Below are 14,344 nucleotides of genomic sequence, written 5' to 3'. Positions count from 1 at the left end.
TATCACATGAAAAGATGATTTGCCTAAATCGATTCCAAGAACTTTAATAGTAGACATGATGGTTCGCCTCTTTGATTGCCTAACTCTAAGACTAGCTTAGAGGTGAGGCGGACCATCTAATTAAGCCGCTCGAGAGCGGCTTTTTTAAGACTTTGAAAAAAGTTAGCGATTAAACGCCAGCTTTCTCAACAACGTCAACTAGCATCCAAGATTTGCTCTTAGATAGTGGGCGACATTCACGTACTGTTACTACGTCACCTTTATTGCATACGTTGTTTTCGTCGTGGGCGTGAAGCTTAGTAGAGCGCTTGATGAACTTCCCGTAGATTGGGTGCTTAACAAAACGTTCAACTACAACAGTGATAGACTTATCCATCTTGTTGCTAACCACACGACCTTGTACTGTACGAATTTTTTGCTCAGTCATTACGCATCAGCCTTTTGAGTCAGAATGGTTTTAACACGCGCGATGTTACGACGTACTTTTCTCAACTGATCAGTTTTTTCAAGCTGACCTGTTGTGTGCTGCATGCGTAGGTTGAACTGTTCGCGTAGCAGGTTAATCAACTCTGCGTTCAGCTCTTCTACGCTCTTTTCTTTCAGTTCAGTCGCTTTCATTACATCACCGTCCGAGTTACAAAGGTTGTTTTAAATGGCAGTTTAGCCGCTGCCAATTCAAACGCTTCGCGTGCAAGATTTTCAGGAACACCTTCCATCTCGTATAGCACACGACCAGGCTGAATTTGGCATACCCAGTACTCAACGTTACCTTTACCTTTACCTTGACGCACTTCTAGAGGCTTCTCAGTAATTGGCTTGTCAGGGAAAACTCGAATCCAAATTTTACCTTGACGCTTAACGTGACGAGTCATAGCACGACGCGCTGCTTCGATTTGGCGCGCAGTCATTCGACCACGACCAACTGCTTTAAGGCCGTAAGTACCAAAGGCAACAGTATTACCCGCTGCTAAGCCGCGGTTGCGGCCTTTGTGCATCTTACGGAACTTCATGCGTTTTGGTTGTAACATGATTAGCCCTCTCGCTTAGCGTTGCGGCCTTTCTTCTTAGGTTGAGCAGCTGGTGCTTGCTCTTGAGTTGTAGGTAGACCACCTAGAACTTCACCTTTGAAGATCCATACTTTAACGCCGATGATACCGTAAGTAGTTGACGCTTCAGAGGTTGCGTAATCGATATCCGCACGGAAAGTGTGCAGAGGAACGCGACCTTCACGGTACCATTCAGAACGTGCAATCTCTGCTCCGCCCAAACGGCCGCTAACTTCAACTTTGATACCTTTCGCGCCTAGACGCATTGCGTTTTGTACTGCGCGCTTCATAGCACGACGGAACATAACACGACGCTCTAGCTGGCTAGAGATGCTGTCAGCTACTAGCTGGCCATCTAGCTCTGGCTTACGTACTTCAGCGATGTTGATCTGAGCTGGCACGCCGGCTAGCTTAGATACGTAGTTACGCAACTTCTCTACGTCTTCACCTTTCTTACCGATTACAACGCCTGGACGAGCAGTGTGAATAGTCACACGGATGCTCTTAGCAGGACGCTCGATCACGATTTTAGAAAGTGAAGCGTTCTTTAGTTGCTTAGTCAGATACTGACGTACCTGATGATCGTTATACAGGTTGTCTGCATAGTCTGCAGTATTAGCGTACCAGGTAGAAGTCCATGGTTTGCTGATACCCAGGCGTATACCTGTAGGATGTACCTTCTGTCCCATTATCTACTCCTAGTTATCCGCTACAACCACAGTGATGTGACTGCTGCGCTTGAAGATACGATCAGCACGGCCTTTAGCACGTGGCTTGATACGTTTCATAGTTGGACCTTCGTCAACGAAAACTTTAGACACGCGTAATTCGTCGATGTCTGCGCCTTCGTTGTGCTCTGCGTTAGCAATCGCAGATTCCAATACTTTCTTTACTAGCGCTGCGCTTTTCTTCGGGCTGTACGCAAGAAGCTCTAGAGCTTTCTCAACGTGCATTCCGCGAATTTGATCCGCAACCAAGCGTGCCTTTTGAGCCGACGTGCGGGCAAAACGGTGTTTAGCTAATGCTTCCATCTTCCTACCCCTTAACGTTTAGCTTTCTTATCCGCGACATGGCCGCGGTAAGTACGCGTTGGCGCAAATTCGCCCAACTTGTGGCCGACCATTTCGTCACTAATAATGACAGGTACATGTTGGCGACCGTTATGGACCGCAATGGTCAACCCAATCATATCTGGGATGATCATAGAACGACGAGACCAAGTTTTGATTGGTTTACGTTCGTTCTTTTCCACTGCAGCCTCTACCTTCTTCAGCAAGTGAAGGTCAATAAAAGGACCTTTCTTGAGAGAACGTGGCATGGTGAATCCTCGCTATTACTTGTTTCGACGACGTACGATAAGCTTATCAGTACGCTTGTTGCTTCGGGTTTTCTTACCTTTGGTAGGAACACCCCAAGGAGTTACTGGGTGACGACCGCCTGATGTACGACCTTCACCACCACCGTGTGGGTGATCAACCGGGTTCATGGCAACACCACGAACGGTAGGACGAACACCACGCCAGCGTGTAGCACCAGCTTTACCTAGTGAACGAAGCATGTGCTCTGCATTGCCAACTTCACCGATAGTGGCGCGGCAATCAGATAGAACTTTACGCATTTCGCCAGAGCGTAGACGTAGGGTAACGTAGTTTCCGTCACGTGCTAGGATCTGAGCATAAGCACCAGCAGAACGTGCGATTTGCGCACCTTTGCCAGGCTTCATTTCAATTGCGTGTACAACAGTACCTACAGGGATGTTACGCATAGGTAGAGTGTTACCAGACTTGATCGGAGCGTCCGAACCAGACTGGATTGCATCACCTGCTTGCATACCCTTAGGAGCCAGAATGTAACGACGTTCACCGTCTGCGTACAATACTAGTGCAATGTTTGCAGAACGGTTTGGATCGTATTCTAAACGCTCAACTTTAGCTGGAATGCCGTCTTTGTTGCGTTTAAAGTCGATTACACGGTAGTGTTGCTTATGACCACCACCAATGTGACGAGTGGTAATACGACCATTGTTGTTACGACCGCCAGATTTGCTGTTCTTTTCAAGCAAAGGTGCGTACGGTGCACCTTTGTGCAGGTCAGGATTTACGACCTGAACAACGTGACGACGACCGGCAGAAGTTGGCTTAGCTTTCAATAATGGCATTTCTAATCCCCTTCTTACTCAGCACCACCGACAAAGTCGATGTCCTGACCTTCTTTAAGAACCACGTAGGCCTTTTTCCAGTCGCTGCGCTTACCGAAAGACATGCCGTGACGCTTGGTTTTACCCTTAACGTTCACAGTACGAACACCTTCAACTTCAACTTCAAACAGTTTTTCAACTGCAGCTTTGATTTCGGCTTTGTTCGCGTCTTTAGCTACTTTAAATACAACTGTGTTGTTCGCTTCAGCAGCCATTGTAGACTTTTCTGAAACGTGAGGTGCTACTAGCACCTTCAGTAGACGTTCTTCTTTCATGCTAACGCCTCCTCAAGTTGTTTAACCGCATCAGCAGTCATTAGCACTTTTTCAAATGCAATCAAGCTCACTGGGTCGATGCCTGCTACGTCACGGACGTCAACTTTGTACAAGTTGCGCGCCGCTAGGAACAAGTTCTCATCAACTTCAGGAGTAACGATTAGAACGTCATTTAGTTCATATTCGTTAAGTGCAGAAATAAGAGCTTTAGTCTTAGGTGCGTCAACACCGAACTTCTCTACAACAACCAAACGGTCTTGACGGATTAGTTCAGACAGGATGCTCTTGATCGCACCGCGATACATTTTCTTGTTAACTTTTTGGTCAAAGTCACGAGGCTTTGCTGCGAAAGCACGGCCACCGCCAACCCAAATTGGGCTACGGATTGTACCAGCACGAGCACGGCCAGTACCTTTTTGACGCCATGGCTTCTTACCGCCACCACGAACTTCAGCGCGAGTTTTCTGCGCTTTTGTACCCTGACGAGCACCTGCACCGTAAGCTACAACTACCTGGTGTACCAGGGCTTCGTTGAATTCACGTCCAAAGGTCGCTTCGGATACTTCAAGAGCGCTTTGCGCGTCTTTCAATGTTAATTCCATCAGTTCACTCCCCAGACGTTACGCTTTAACAGCTGGCTTTACGATTACATCGTTGCCAGTTGCGCCAGGTACGGCACCTTTAACTAGGATAAGGCCGTTCTCTACGTCAACACGTACAACTTCCAAAGACTGAGTAGTCACTTGCTTGTTACCAAGCTGACCAGCCATTTTCTTGCCTTTGAATACTTTACCTGGTGATTGGTTTTGACCAATTGAACCAGGAGCACGGTGTGACAAAGAGTTACCGTGTGTCATACGCTGAGAACTGAAGTTCCAGCGCTTGATAGCACCTTGGAAACCTTTACCTTTTGATGTACCAGTTACATCAATTTTCTTAGTGTCGTTAAAGATTTCAACAGTGATTTCACTGCCTACTTCAATATCGGCACCTTCGTTTTCTTCTAGGCGGAATTCTACTAGAGTGCGTCCAGCTTCAACACCAGCTTTAGCAAAGTGACCTGCTTCAGCTTTGTTGATGCGGTTAGCTTTCTTAGTTCCAGCAGTAACCTGAAGAGCGCGATAACCGTCAGTTTCCTCAGTACGAAGCTGAGTAACGCGGTTTGGGGTCGCTTCAATAACAGTCACAGGGATAGACGTACCATCTTCAGTGAAGATGCGAGTCATACCCACTTTACGACCGACTAGACCAATCGCCATTGTTATAACCCTCTCTTATTAGCCCAGGCTGATTTGAACATCAACGCCAGCAGCCAAGTCCAAACGCATCAACGCGTCAACTGTTTTATCAGTTGGCTCGATGATGTCTACCAAACGCTTGTGAGTACGGATTTCATATTGATCACGCGCGTCTTTGTTAACGTGCGGAGAAATCAGAACTGTATAGCGTTCTTTGCGAGTAGGTAGAGGAATAGGACCACTTACCTGAGCACCAGTGCGTTTCGCAGTTTCAACGATTTCAGCCGTAGACTGATCGATCAACTTGTGATCAAACGCTTTCAAACGAATGCGAATTCTTTGATTTGGCATCGATTAAGCTCCAATCGAAAGAACAAAAAAATTCACCCTTTCTCTTCCATTTATTCCGGAAAGAAAGGATGTGCGTAAACCGATGGTTCCCAATCGGAACCCTGTTCTTTTTTCTAGCACGCCAGCAACAGGCTAATCAGTGATGATGAATCCGTTACTTCGGCAACCACCCTAAAAGCAGTGAGGTCGCGGCTAAAAATTACGTGCCCTAATTGGGCAGTGGGCGCGAATTATACAGAAAGACAGAAGCAATGCAAGAGGCAGTTTGCTTTTTATACACATATTTTTACGCTATACCAGTGTATGTAACTGTCTATAAGTAGTATTGTTGCTTTCGTGGTATAGGTATATCTTGTTACCCTAGCTTAACAGGCACTTGTAACGCCAAATGCATAAAGGACTAGGCGCCAACATTATTAGTAGTGAGAATATGGAAGTAGTGAATAACCAGCAAACTTTTGCACAAATAAAACGCATTCTAAATAACCACTCCACGTTACTGGATGCATATGGTTTATTAGAGCCAATTATCCTCGGTTTGTTTGATGCCCAACGTATGAGTATTTTTCAACGTCGACGTCAGCATCAAGATTTGGTCGCGAGATTTAAAACGGGTAAAGAGACGCTGGAAATAAAAGTGCCAATTAGCCCAATGTCGATTGCTGGTTATGTCGCCCTATCACAAAAGGCTGTGGTTATTGACGACCCGTATAATCCTGCACTACTTCAAAGCATTCACCCTCGCCTGCGCTTCGCCGACAAGTTCGACAAAGACAATGACTTTAAAACCCAGAACATTTTATGCGTACCTATAATGAATGCGGGCGTGTTGATGGGTGTTATCCAAATCATCAACAAAGTCAGTGGTGGTTTTACTGAAGAAGATTTAAAGCTAGGCAATGCCCTTGCACTTATTCTTGGCGACAAGTTCAGATTTGAACTGGGCGGCACAAACAACCCTTTCGATCTACTAGTCCACAAAAGCTTATTAGACGAAGCTACATTAAACGATATTCAAAGTTCTACTCCAGACATTCGCGCTCTTATACAGCGTCTTGTGTCGGAACACCGCATCTCTGAAGAAGAAATTGGCAACTCGCTTTCTATTCACTATCAGGTGCCTTTTATTCCTTATTTACCTGATAAGTATCACAGGTTCGAAAATGAAAGCCGTCTGAATGTTTCTTATTTAAAAAGAAACTATGTGGCTGTCATTGCCGATGCCCATGACAAGCCCATAGTATTGATGGCTGAACCTAATAATGCGGCGCTACTTATGGAAATAGAGAGCGCCATGGGTATTGATAGCTACGAGATAGCTGTCAGCCTTCCTAGCTTAATTCTTCAATATTTGGGGGAAAACAGCGGTGGTGGTGGCCCCGGCGAGATGAGTGATATTCTCGACGAGATTGGTACATCAACTGAAGATAACGACGACCAGGTCGATGAACTTTCTGACGACGCCCCTGCTGTGGTGCGCTTAGTAAGCCGTATTCTGCACGATGCAAAAAGACTCAACGCGTCAGATATTCACATAGACCCAGAGAAAAACGCGCCCACTCGTGTACGTATGCGCGTGGACGGTGTGTGCCGCGACATGAACCAAGTGCCTAATTCGCACCACAGTGCAGTTATTGCACGCATAAAGATAATGTCGAATTTGAATATTGCCGAAAAACGCGTACCTCAGGATGGCAAACTCGCGTTTAGAATGAATGGTCAACTTGTTGAAGTTCGTGTTGCCACCATTCCTACGGTTGCCGGTGAAGGTGTGGTTATGCGTATTCTGGCATCTGGCGGTGCGATGCCTATTGATAAGATGAACTTGGCACCGAACAACCGTGCACGTTTAGAAGAAATGATTAAGAAGCCTCACGGCATTCTTCTCGTTGTTGGGCCAACGGGTTCAGGTAAAACCACCACGCTTCACGCTATATTGGGATATTTAAACACGCCTGAAAAGAAGATTTGGACCGCTGAGGACCCGGTGGAAATCACGCAACCCGGCCTACAACAGGTTCAAGTAAGCCCTAAGATTGGCTTCAACTTTGCTGCGGCCCTGCGCGCATTCTTACGTGCTGACCCTGACATTATTCTTATTGGTGAGATGCGTGATAAAGAAACCGCGCATGCAGGTATTGAAGCCTCGTTAACCGGTCACTTAGTACTGTCTACACTGCATACCAACTCAGCCCCTGAAACGATTACCCGTTTACTTGATTTGGGTCTCGACCCTGTGAACTTCTCAGATGCCTGCGTGGGTATACTGGCTCAACGTCTTATTCGAACGTTATGCAGTAACTGTAAAGAAAAGTACATCGCCACTGAAACCGATATGGCCTTTATTGAGCGCCAGTATGGTCATGCGCACATGGCGGAGCTGAATATTCAGACGCCACTAGAGCTTTACCGTGCTAAAGGCTGTGAAGAATGTGGAAACACGGGTTACAAAGGTAGAACAGGGGTACATGAACTACTAGGTATGACGCCAGAGCTTCGGTCAATGGTGTACAAAGAAGCCAGCGTCGCCGATATGAAGTCTCAGGCTGCTGCTGATGGCATGCGCACCCTCGTTCAAGACGCAATTTTCAAAGTTTTGAAAGGCGATACTGACCTAGCACAAGTCCAAATTATTGGTGGAGATTAATCACTCTACTCTTAAAATTTTTAGTAACATAAAACAAATACTGTACTTTTAGACGGTTCACTATGAGTGTGAATTGCGTTATAAATTTATCAAAAAGAAGGGATACTACATGAAAAATCTATTAGCAATAGCTGCCGTTTTATCTTCAGTTGTACTTTCAGCCCCTACGTTGGCTCAGTCGCATACTAAGAATCATATTTGGAAATCCGAATATTTATCTACTTTAGAATTGGGCTTGCACGCCCTGAAGGCAGAGAAGTATGAAAAAGCACTGGAGAAGCTGACTGCTTCTGCAAAAATGGGAAATAAAGAAGGCCAATATTACCTCGCGCAAATGTATTTCCAAGGATGGGGGACGCCCGTTAATTATGAAGAAGGCTGGCTCTGGTTGAATGTTGCAATGGAACAAAAAACCGCTGAATGGAACCGTTCTTACCGGCAGATAAAGAATGCTTTACCTGAAGACTACATCAATGCTTTAGAGCCTTATGTAGAAGAATATATCTCTCTTTACGGTGCACAAGCCCAAGATTTGAGATGTGAGACACGCGCTGCCATCGGCTCGAATATTAAAGAAGTAATCTGCGAAAAACGCTATTACTAACATCACATGGCATAGCGACTTCTCACTACAGAGAAGTCGCTTACCACTACCCTTATACGTGCTATTTCTTCAAGTATTCTCTTATCACGTAATGCAGAATGCCGCCGTTTTCAAAGTAAGTGAACTCGTTTGATGTATCAATTCTGATATCCATCGTAAACGTTGTTGTTTTTCCTTCATCCGACACGGCTTTAACTTCAACCTCAGTCTGCCCACGTTCAACAGCGTTAATAGAAAAAGACTCATTGCCTTTAAGCTCCAAAGAACTCGCGCTATCACCTGACTTAAATTGAAGTGGCAAAATCCCCATTCCAATCAGGTTAGAGCGGTGAATTCTCTCGTAGCTCTCTGCTAGTACTGCTTTTACACCCATTAAAGAAGGACCTTTAGCAGCCCAATCTCGACTCGAGCCAGTACCGTACTCTTTTCCACCAATAACAATGGCTGGTACGCCGTCATCTTTGTAACGCATAGCAGCATGGAAAATAGACATACCATCGCCACTTGGGAAGTGTGTGGTAGCACTGCCTCTTGTGCCGGGTGCTAATTGGTTTTGAAGACGCACGTTAGCAAACGTACCTCTCATCATAACCTCGTGGTTACCACGACGCGACCCGTAAGAGTTAAAGTCTTTAGGCTCAACCCCTTGGGCCTGCAGGTACTCTCCGGCTGGGCTATCTTCTGCGATGGCGCCGGCTGGAGAAATATGGTCGGTAGTAATCGAATCGCCCACCTTAACCAAGCATCGTGCGTTTTCAATTGCAGTTAGAGCCTCTGGCTCTTTACCCATTACTTCAAAGAAAGGTGGATGCTTAATGTAGGTTGATTCTGGCCAGTCGTAGACCGATGTTTTACTTACCTGCAGTTCATTCCATTCACCGCTTCCTTTAAATACATCTGCATACTTTTCTTTAAACAAATCACCGGTGACGTTTTCCGCTATGTATTGCTGAATTTCGTCTTCGGTAGGCCAGATGTCTTTTAAATATACCGGAGAACCATCACTCGCCTTACCTAACGGCTCTTTAGTGATATCTACATTCATGTTTCCAGCCAACGCGTATGCAACAACCAGTGGTGGTGATGCCAGGTAGTTTGCAGCCACATCGGGATGGATACGCCCTTCAAAGTTGCGGTTACCAGATAAAACCGAGGTAACCGTAAGTTTCGCTTTTCTTATGGCGTCGGTAATGGCATCAGGTAGCGGTCCAGAGTTACCAATACAGGTTGTACAACCGTAGCCAACCAAGTTAAAGCCTAGTGCTTCAAGCGGGTCCATAAGACCAGCATCTTCTAAATACTGAGTAACAACCTGCGAACCAGGTGCTAATGAAGTCTTAACCCACGGCTTACGGGTTAGCCCTTTTTCTGCTGCTTTCTTCGCAAGTAAGCCTGCGCCAACGAGCACTGATGGATTTGACGTATTAGTACAGCTGGTGATAGCAGCTATTACAATAGCGCCATCTTCAAGGTTGAACTTGCTTCCTCTGAACTCCACGAACGAGTCGTGTTCTTCGTCCACCTCGTCTGTTGTACCTAACCCCGCTTCTGCGATGAGATCGGTTTCTTCATCAAGCACTTTCACGTCAATTTGCGAACGATGCCACTCATTAAATGCCTCTGCTGCATTATCGAGGGCAATTCTATCTTGAGGACGCTTAGGTCCAGCAAGTGAAGGAACCACTTCATCTAAGTTAAGTTCCAGGGTTTCATGATACTGCGCATCTTTTGAATGATCGTCGTGCCATAAGTGACTGAATTTCGCATATTCCTCAACAAGAGCAATTTGGTCTTCGTCTCGGCCGGTGAGGCGCAGGTAATCTAGCGCTACATCATCAATAGGGAAGATTCCGCAAGTAGCACCATATTCGGGCGCCATGTTTGCGATGGTGGCACGGTCTGCCGTAGTAAGATGCTTAAGACCCGGTCCATAGAATTCTACAAACTTTCCAACAACGCCATGTTCACGTAGTTGTTGTGTGATAGTTAGCACCATGTCGGTGGCAGTTACGCCAGCAGGTAACTTACCTGAAAGCCTGAAGCCAACCACTTTTGGTAATAACATTGTTACTGGTTGACCCAGCATCGCTGCTTCTGCTTCAATGCCTCCCACACCCCAGCCAAGTACGCCAAGGCCATTAATCATAGTGGTATGCGAATCTGTTCCCACTAGGGTATCTGGGTAAACCAAGGTTTCCCCATCTTGCTCCTTAGTGAATGCGCAACGAGCAAGATACTCCAAGTTAACTTGATGCACGATACCGCGACCGGGGGGAACCACTTTGAAATTGTCAAAGCTAGACTGGCCCCATTTTAGAAATTGGTAACGCTCTCTATTTCGCTGAATTTCAATGTCGGTATTCTTTTCAAGCGCATCGTCTTCAGCAAAATGATCTACCATTACAGAGTGGTCAATAACCAACTCTACTGGATTGAGTGGATTTATCGCCTGAGCGTCGCCACCTAAACGATTAACCGCATCGCGCATGGCTGCTAGGTCAACAATAGCAGGCACGCCCGTAAAATCTTGGAGGATGACGCGTGCGGGAACAAACGACACTTCGTGATCAACGTGATTATCTGTGTCCCACTTTGCTACTTGCTCAATATCGTTGCTGTTAACAAACTCTTGGTCTTCATGACGAATCAGGTTTTCCAAAAGAATTTTGATACAAAACGGAAGCCTGTCGAGCGCATATTTACTGCCTATACCGTCAAAATTAACCGCCTTGAAGTTTTTGCCGTTTACTTCAAGCTGCGAAAAAGACTTATATGTCATACGCTCACCATCCTTCTTTGCCTGTTCGTGAATATTGTGTACGTTTCAATTTTGCCAACGCAAGAAACGAGCAACGTGTTTTTCGTCGCTTTATTTTCCAATTTGTACGGCCTAAACATGAAAAAAAGTTCACCTACTATTAGTAATGGCATCGCTTTTTTAGCTATTTCTCATTATTGGTTTAAACAGATGGATTATGCAGAAGCGCTGTAACAGTTGGAAAAAGCTGACTGGGGCAGATAGCGCTTATTGGTAAATAAGCTTGGCACATTTTATATTGAGGCTAATTGGTAAGAAAATTTCGCGTATGCACAGAGTACTTGCTGATTAAGATGGTTTACAAATATGCAACATTTCTGTTTTCTTATAACGCACCAAACGGTATGCTTAAAAGAAGGTTAAACATTAAATGTCTTAATACATGCTTAGGAAAGCTTTGAGATATACAAGCATTAGTAGTAAGCAATAACAATAATAACGAAGTTATCATGACGCACCCGCTAGTTAAGAAGTACAACCTTGCACCTCACCCCGAGGGAGGTTTCTATCGTCAAGTTTTCCGTTCTGAAAACGAAACTAAATCATTTGTGCACAATGCTAGTCGACCTGCGCTTACTCATATCTATTTTCTTCTATTAAAGGGACAAGTTAGTCGTTTTCATCGCGTGTTACATGATGAAGTGTGGAATCACTACGAAGGGGCCCCACTACAACTGTTTCAACTTGAAAAACAACAGTTGTGGGAACGTCGCATTGGTGGGCAAAGCACGGACTATGTTGAAGTTGTTAAAGCAGGTAATTTTCAGGCAGCCGCAACGATGGGTGATTACTCACTTGTTGGTTGTACAGTAGCACCTGGCTTCGACTTCGAAGACTTTAGCTTTATTGAAGAGCCATCAATGAAAGAGTGGATAAAAGTTGCTCATCCAGACCTTACCCGTTTTATATAATATATTCCCAAGTTATAGTGATAAACACACGTCTTACCTGCGATTTTGTACCAGCATAAACTGGATTTTTAAGCGCCAATCAAGGATGATAACAGCAGATTTTTAAATATACGTCTGAACGTCCAATTTCTGGAATTATCTCAGACTATTTCACTCTAACGCCGCAGGTAACCCAACTATGTATAAATTGGTACTTATTCGTCATGGAGAAAGTCAGTGGAACTTGGAAAACCGTTTCACAGGCTGGCACGACGTTGACTTGACCGACACTGGTGTAGCACAAGCAAAGACCGCAGGTCAGCTTCTTAAAGATGCTGGATTTACATTTGATCAGGCTTATACGTCTGTACTTCTTCGCGCAATTAAAACACTTAATATTGCACTTGAAGAGATGGGTCAGCACTACCTTCCAGTTGAGCGTCACTGGCGTCTGAACGAGCGTCACTACGGTGCGTTAACAGGTCTAGACAAAGCAGAGACTGCCGCTAAGCATGGTGAAGAACAGGTTAAAATCTGGCGTCGTAGCTTCGACATCCCACCTCCGGCCGTTGAAGATGACAGCGAGCACTTCCCAGGTCACGATCCACGTTACAACAATGTAGATGCTGACATCCTGCCACGTGGTGAAAGTCTAAAACTAACTATCGAACGTGTACTACCATACTGGCACGACGTTATTCGTCCAGACATCCAAGCAGGCAAGCGCGTAATTATTGCTGCGCACGGCAACAGTCTTCGTGCTCTTGTTAAGTACCTTGATGGTATGTCAGACGAAGAAGTGTTGGGCCTAAACATTCCTACAGGTGTACCGCTAGTATACGAACTAGATGAAAACCTTAAGCCAATCTCTAAAGAATATCTTGGCGATGCTGACGCTATCAAAGCAATGATGGATGCAGTCGCTAAGCAAGGCAAAGCGAAGTAATCGAGTGCCTTTTTAGAAACGAAAAAGCCTGCGTTCGCAGGCTTTTTTAATGGGTGTCTGATTAGACTAGTTTGGCACTTTCACCAACCAATTGTGAGTGTCTTCGGCCTTACCCCATTGGATATCATTTAACGCTTGTCTTAGCTTCATCGTTACAGGGCCAGCTTCACCGTTACCAACCTGATACTCTTTATCATTGTGAATAAAGGTACCTACCGGCGTAAGTACAGCCGCTGTACCAGACAGTGCTGCTTCAGTGTTCGGTTTGGCTGAACGCTCTAGTAGTTCGTCTACAGTAATATCACGCTCACTCACTTTCATGCCGTGGTCTTTGGCAATTTGAAGAATCGTTGCTCGGGTCACACCGTGTAGGAAGCTAGAATCTAACCCTTTAGTAATGATTTCATCACCATCGATAAGCAGGAAGTTAGCAGCTCCGGTTTCTTGTACATCGCCATTAGGGCAAAACAGAATTTGATCAGCCTGAACTTCTGCACGCGCTTTAAGAATAGGAGGCAGCGCACTGGCGTAGTTACCACCGCTTTTTACCATTCCCATGTGCGGTGCACAGCGCATGCCTGTTTCGTCTAGCAACAAGCGAAGTGGCTTCAAACCGCCGGCAAAGTAATCGCCAACCGGCGATAATAGAACGTATAGCATAGAACTTGCCGATGGCGCTGCTGCTTTACCGATAGACGCTTCCGTTCCGATATGCGTAGGGCGGATATACATAGAACCTGGAGGCTCTGGAACCTCGGAGGCGTATTTTGCAACAATATCGATGATCATCTTTTCGACTTGCGCTTTGTCTATTTCAGGCAAGTTAAGTAGACGGCTACTTTGAGCAAAGCGCTCAATATTCTTATCCATTCTGAAAATGTTGATACTGCCATCTTCGTGCTTAAATGCTTTCAATCCTTCAAAGCATGTACTTGAGTAATGAAGCACGTGTGCACCAGGGTGCAGCTGAATACTATCTGCACTGACAAATTCGGTGTCAGTCCACTTATCGTTGACAAAGGTAGCAAGTGCCATTTGTGGCATGAATACTGTACCGAATACGGCCATTAGTTTGTCCTATTTACTTCGACTAGAAAAATACTCGACAGAGTTTACCAAAAAACGCTCACTTTGCTAAAAGTAAGTCAGATCTATTAAGGCTTTTATCGAATAAGAATGTCTACAAATACTGACAACACAAAAATAATGGGGTCAGAGTCTGAGGGATCCCCACGAATTTAATTTCATATGCCTCCGGCCCAGGCTGCGTCAACTATGGAGCTGTACCATTTGAGTGCAGCTTTCCACTGTCGCATAGTAAATCGTATTCGA

The 14,344-nt window shown here is 45.4% G+C and carries 17 protein-coding genes; 4 read left to right on the top strand and 13 right to left on the bottom strand.

From position 1 onward, the window contains the following. Positions 1-169 precede the first annotated feature (169 nt). Genes rpsQ through rpsJ form a run of 11 tightly spaced genes read right to left on the bottom strand, consistent with a single transcriptional unit; the run spans position 170 to position 5,107 of the window. A complete protein-coding gene (rpsQ, locus tag MHM87_RS19185; protein WP_014975444.1) occupies positions 170-427 on the bottom strand; it encodes a 30S ribosomal protein S17 in 258 nt (85 codons plus the stop codon). Next, positions 427-618 carry a 50S ribosomal protein L29 gene (gene rpmC, locus MHM87_RS19180; protein WP_014947980.1) on the bottom strand — a complete coding sequence of 64 codons (192 nt, stop codon included), beginning with the start codon at positions 616-618 and terminating at the stop codon, positions 427-429. Before rpmC ends, rpsQ begins: the two co-directional genes overlap by 1 nt. Beyond that, positions 618-1,028, bottom strand: coding sequence for a 50S ribosomal protein L16 (gene rplP / locus MHM87_RS19175; RefSeq protein WP_014947979.1), 411 nt, complete (start codon positions 1,026-1,028; stop codon positions 618-620). Before rplP ends, rpmC begins: the two co-directional genes overlap by 1 nt. A 2-nt stretch (positions 1,029-1,030) precedes the next feature. Further along, positions 1,031-1,735, bottom strand: a complete 705-nt coding sequence (gene rpsC / locus MHM87_RS19170; RefSeq protein WP_014947978.1) for a 30S ribosomal protein S3 — start codon at positions 1,733-1,735, stop codon at positions 1,031-1,033. Positions 1,736-1,744: 9 nt separating this feature from the next. Next, positions 1,745-2,077: a 50S ribosomal protein L22 gene (gene rplV, locus MHM87_RS19165; RefSeq protein ID WP_014947977.1), complete on the bottom strand. Its 333-nt coding sequence runs from the start codon at positions 2,075-2,077 to the stop codon at positions 1,745-1,747. An 11-nt stretch (positions 2,078-2,088) separates the two neighbouring features. After that, positions 2,089-2,364 carry a 30S ribosomal protein S19 gene (gene rpsS / locus MHM87_RS19160; protein ID WP_012516961.1) on the bottom strand — a complete coding sequence of 92 codons (276 nt, stop codon included), beginning with the start codon at positions 2,362-2,364 and terminating at the stop codon, positions 2,089-2,091. A 15-nt stretch (positions 2,365-2,379) separates the two neighbouring features. After that, positions 2,380-3,204 carry a 50S ribosomal protein L2 gene (gene rplB, locus MHM87_RS19155; RefSeq protein ID WP_014947976.1) on the bottom strand — a complete coding sequence of 275 codons (825 nt, stop codon included), beginning with the start codon at positions 3,202-3,204 and terminating at the stop codon, positions 2,380-2,382. A 14-nt stretch (positions 3,205-3,218) separates the two neighbouring features. Next, the gene (rplW, locus tag MHM87_RS19150) at positions 3,219-3,518 is read right to left on the bottom strand and encodes a 50S ribosomal protein L23 (protein ID WP_012516959.1); all 300 of its coding nucleotides are present in this window, start codon (positions 3,516-3,518) and stop codon (positions 3,219-3,221) included. Beyond that, complete coding sequence (rplD, locus tag MHM87_RS19145; RefSeq protein WP_012516958.1) at positions 3,515-4,120, bottom strand: 50S ribosomal protein L4; 606 nt, start codon at positions 4,118-4,120, stop codon at positions 3,515-3,517. The genes rplW and rplD overlap by 4 nt, the downstream gene beginning before the upstream one ends. Positions 4,121-4,138: 18 nt before the next feature. After that, entirely contained in the window at positions 4,139-4,777 is a 639-nt protein-coding gene (gene rplC / locus MHM87_RS19140; protein ID WP_014947975.1) for a 50S ribosomal protein L3, read from the bottom strand. A gap of 18 nt (positions 4,778-4,795) precedes the next feature. Next, on the bottom strand, positions 4,796-5,107 hold the full coding sequence (gene rpsJ, locus MHM87_RS19135; RefSeq protein ID WP_010179497.1) for a 30S ribosomal protein S10: 312 nt from the start codon (positions 5,105-5,107) through the stop codon (positions 4,796-4,798). Between the two features lie 430 nt (positions 5,108-5,537). Between rpsJ and MHM87_RS19130 the strand changes: the two genes are divergently transcribed. Both MHM87_RS19130 and MHM87_RS19125 read left to right on the top strand, forming a co-directional pair. Then, on the top strand, positions 5,538-7,754 hold the full coding sequence (locus MHM87_RS19130; RefSeq protein WP_080589194.1) for a GspE/PulE family protein: 2,217 nt from the start codon (positions 5,538-5,540) through the stop codon (positions 7,752-7,754). 109 nt (positions 7,755-7,863) lie between these two features. Further along, a complete protein-coding gene (locus tag MHM87_RS19125; protein WP_014947973.1) occupies positions 7,864-8,358 on the top strand; it encodes a sel1 repeat family protein in 495 nt (164 codons plus the stop codon). A 61-nt stretch (positions 8,359-8,419) separates the two neighbouring features. Here the strand turns inward: MHM87_RS19125 and acnA are convergent, their stop codons facing one another. After that, a complete protein-coding gene (gene acnA / locus MHM87_RS19120) occupies positions 8,420-11,137 on the bottom strand; it encodes an aconitate hydratase AcnA (RefSeq protein ID WP_239260717.1) in 2,718 nt (905 codons plus the stop codon). A 488-nt stretch (positions 11,138-11,625) separates the two neighbouring features. On the opposite strand from acnA, the gene MHM87_RS19115 reads away from it, so the two are divergent. Then, positions 11,626-12,087: a cupin domain-containing protein gene (locus MHM87_RS19115; RefSeq protein ID WP_039225136.1), complete on the top strand. Its 462-nt coding sequence runs from the start codon at positions 11,626-11,628 to the stop codon at positions 12,085-12,087. A 178-nt stretch (positions 12,088-12,265) separates the two neighbouring features. Beyond that, on the top strand, positions 12,266-13,012 hold the full coding sequence (gene gpmA / locus MHM87_RS19110; protein ID WP_014947970.1) for a 2,3-diphosphoglycerate-dependent phosphoglycerate mutase: 747 nt from the start codon (positions 12,266-12,268) through the stop codon (positions 13,010-13,012). A gap of 66 nt (positions 13,013-13,078) precedes the next feature. Here the strand turns inward: gpmA and MHM87_RS19105 are convergent, their stop codons facing one another. Next, entirely contained in the window at positions 13,079-14,080 is a 1,002-nt protein-coding gene (locus MHM87_RS19105) for a branched-chain amino acid aminotransferase (RefSeq protein WP_014947969.1), read from the bottom strand. Positions 14,081-14,344: the final 264 nt, after the last annotated feature.

Origin of the sequence: Alteromonas sp. Cnat3-28 (genome assembly GCF_022348265.1) — a bacterium.
GTDB lineage: Bacteria > Pseudomonadota > Gammaproteobacteria > Enterobacterales > Alteromonadaceae > Alteromonas > Alteromonas macleodii.
The sequence above is the reverse complement of the archived record's forward strand: the minus strand, read 5'-3'. Positions and strand labels throughout refer to the sequence as shown.

Bases quoted from the DNA above. Each gene is read 5' to 3' on its own strand.
- acnA (WP_239260717.1), bottom strand. From the start codon at position 11,137: ATGACATATAAGTCTTTTTCGCAGCTTGAAGTAAACGGCAAAAACTTC.
- rpsC (WP_014947978.1), bottom strand. From the start codon at position 1,735: ATGGGACAGAAGGTACATCCTACAGGTATACGCCTGGGTATCAGCAAA.
- MHM87_RS19115 (WP_039225136.1), top strand. From the start codon at position 11,626: ATGACGCACCCGCTAGTTAAGAAGTACAACCTTGCACCTCACCCCGAG.
- MHM87_RS19105 (WP_014947969.1), bottom strand. From the start codon at position 14,080: ATGGCCGTATTCGGTACAGTATTCATGCCACAAATGGCACTTGCTACC.
- rpsJ (WP_010179497.1), bottom strand. From the start codon at position 5,107: ATGCCAAATCAAAGAATTCGCATTCGTTTGAAAGCGTTTGATCACAAG.
- MHM87_RS19130 (WP_080589194.1), top strand. From the start codon at position 5,538: ATGGAAGTAGTGAATAACCAGCAAACTTTTGCACAAATAAAACGCATT.
- rpsS (WP_012516961.1), bottom strand. From the start codon at position 2,364: ATGCCACGTTCTCTCAAGAAAGGTCCTTTTATTGACCTTCACTTGCTG.
- rplC (WP_014947975.1), bottom strand. From the start codon at position 4,777: ATGGCGATTGGTCTAGTCGGTCGTAAAGTGGGTATGACTCGCATCTTC.
- gpmA (WP_014947970.1), top strand. From the start codon at position 12,266: ATGTATAAATTGGTACTTATTCGTCATGGAGAAAGTCAGTGGAACTTG.
- rpmC (WP_014947980.1), bottom strand. From the start codon at position 618: ATGAAAGCGACTGAACTGAAAGAAAAGAGCGTAGAAGAGCTGAACGCA.
- rpsQ (WP_014975444.1), bottom strand. From the start codon at position 427: ATGACTGAGCAAAAAATTCGTACAGTACAAGGTCGTGTGGTTAGCAAC.
- rplP (WP_014947979.1), bottom strand. From the start codon at position 1,028: ATGTTACAACCAAAACGCATGAAGTTCCGTAAGATGCACAAAGGCCGC.
- rplW (WP_012516959.1), bottom strand. From the start codon at position 3,518: ATGAAAGAAGAACGTCTACTGAAGGTGCTAGTAGCACCTCACGTTTCA.
- rplD (WP_012516958.1), bottom strand. From the start codon at position 4,120: ATGGAATTAACATTGAAAGACGCGCAAAGCGCTCTTGAAGTATCCGAA.
- rplB (WP_014947976.1), bottom strand. From the start codon at position 3,204: ATGCCATTATTGAAAGCTAAGCCAACTTCTGCCGGTCGTCGTCACGTT.
- rplV (WP_014947977.1), bottom strand. From the start codon at position 2,077: ATGGAAGCATTAGCTAAACACCGTTTTGCCCGCACGTCGGCTCAAAAG.
- MHM87_RS19125 (WP_014947973.1), top strand. From the start codon at position 7,864: ATGAAAAATCTATTAGCAATAGCTGCCGTTTTATCTTCAGTTGTACTT.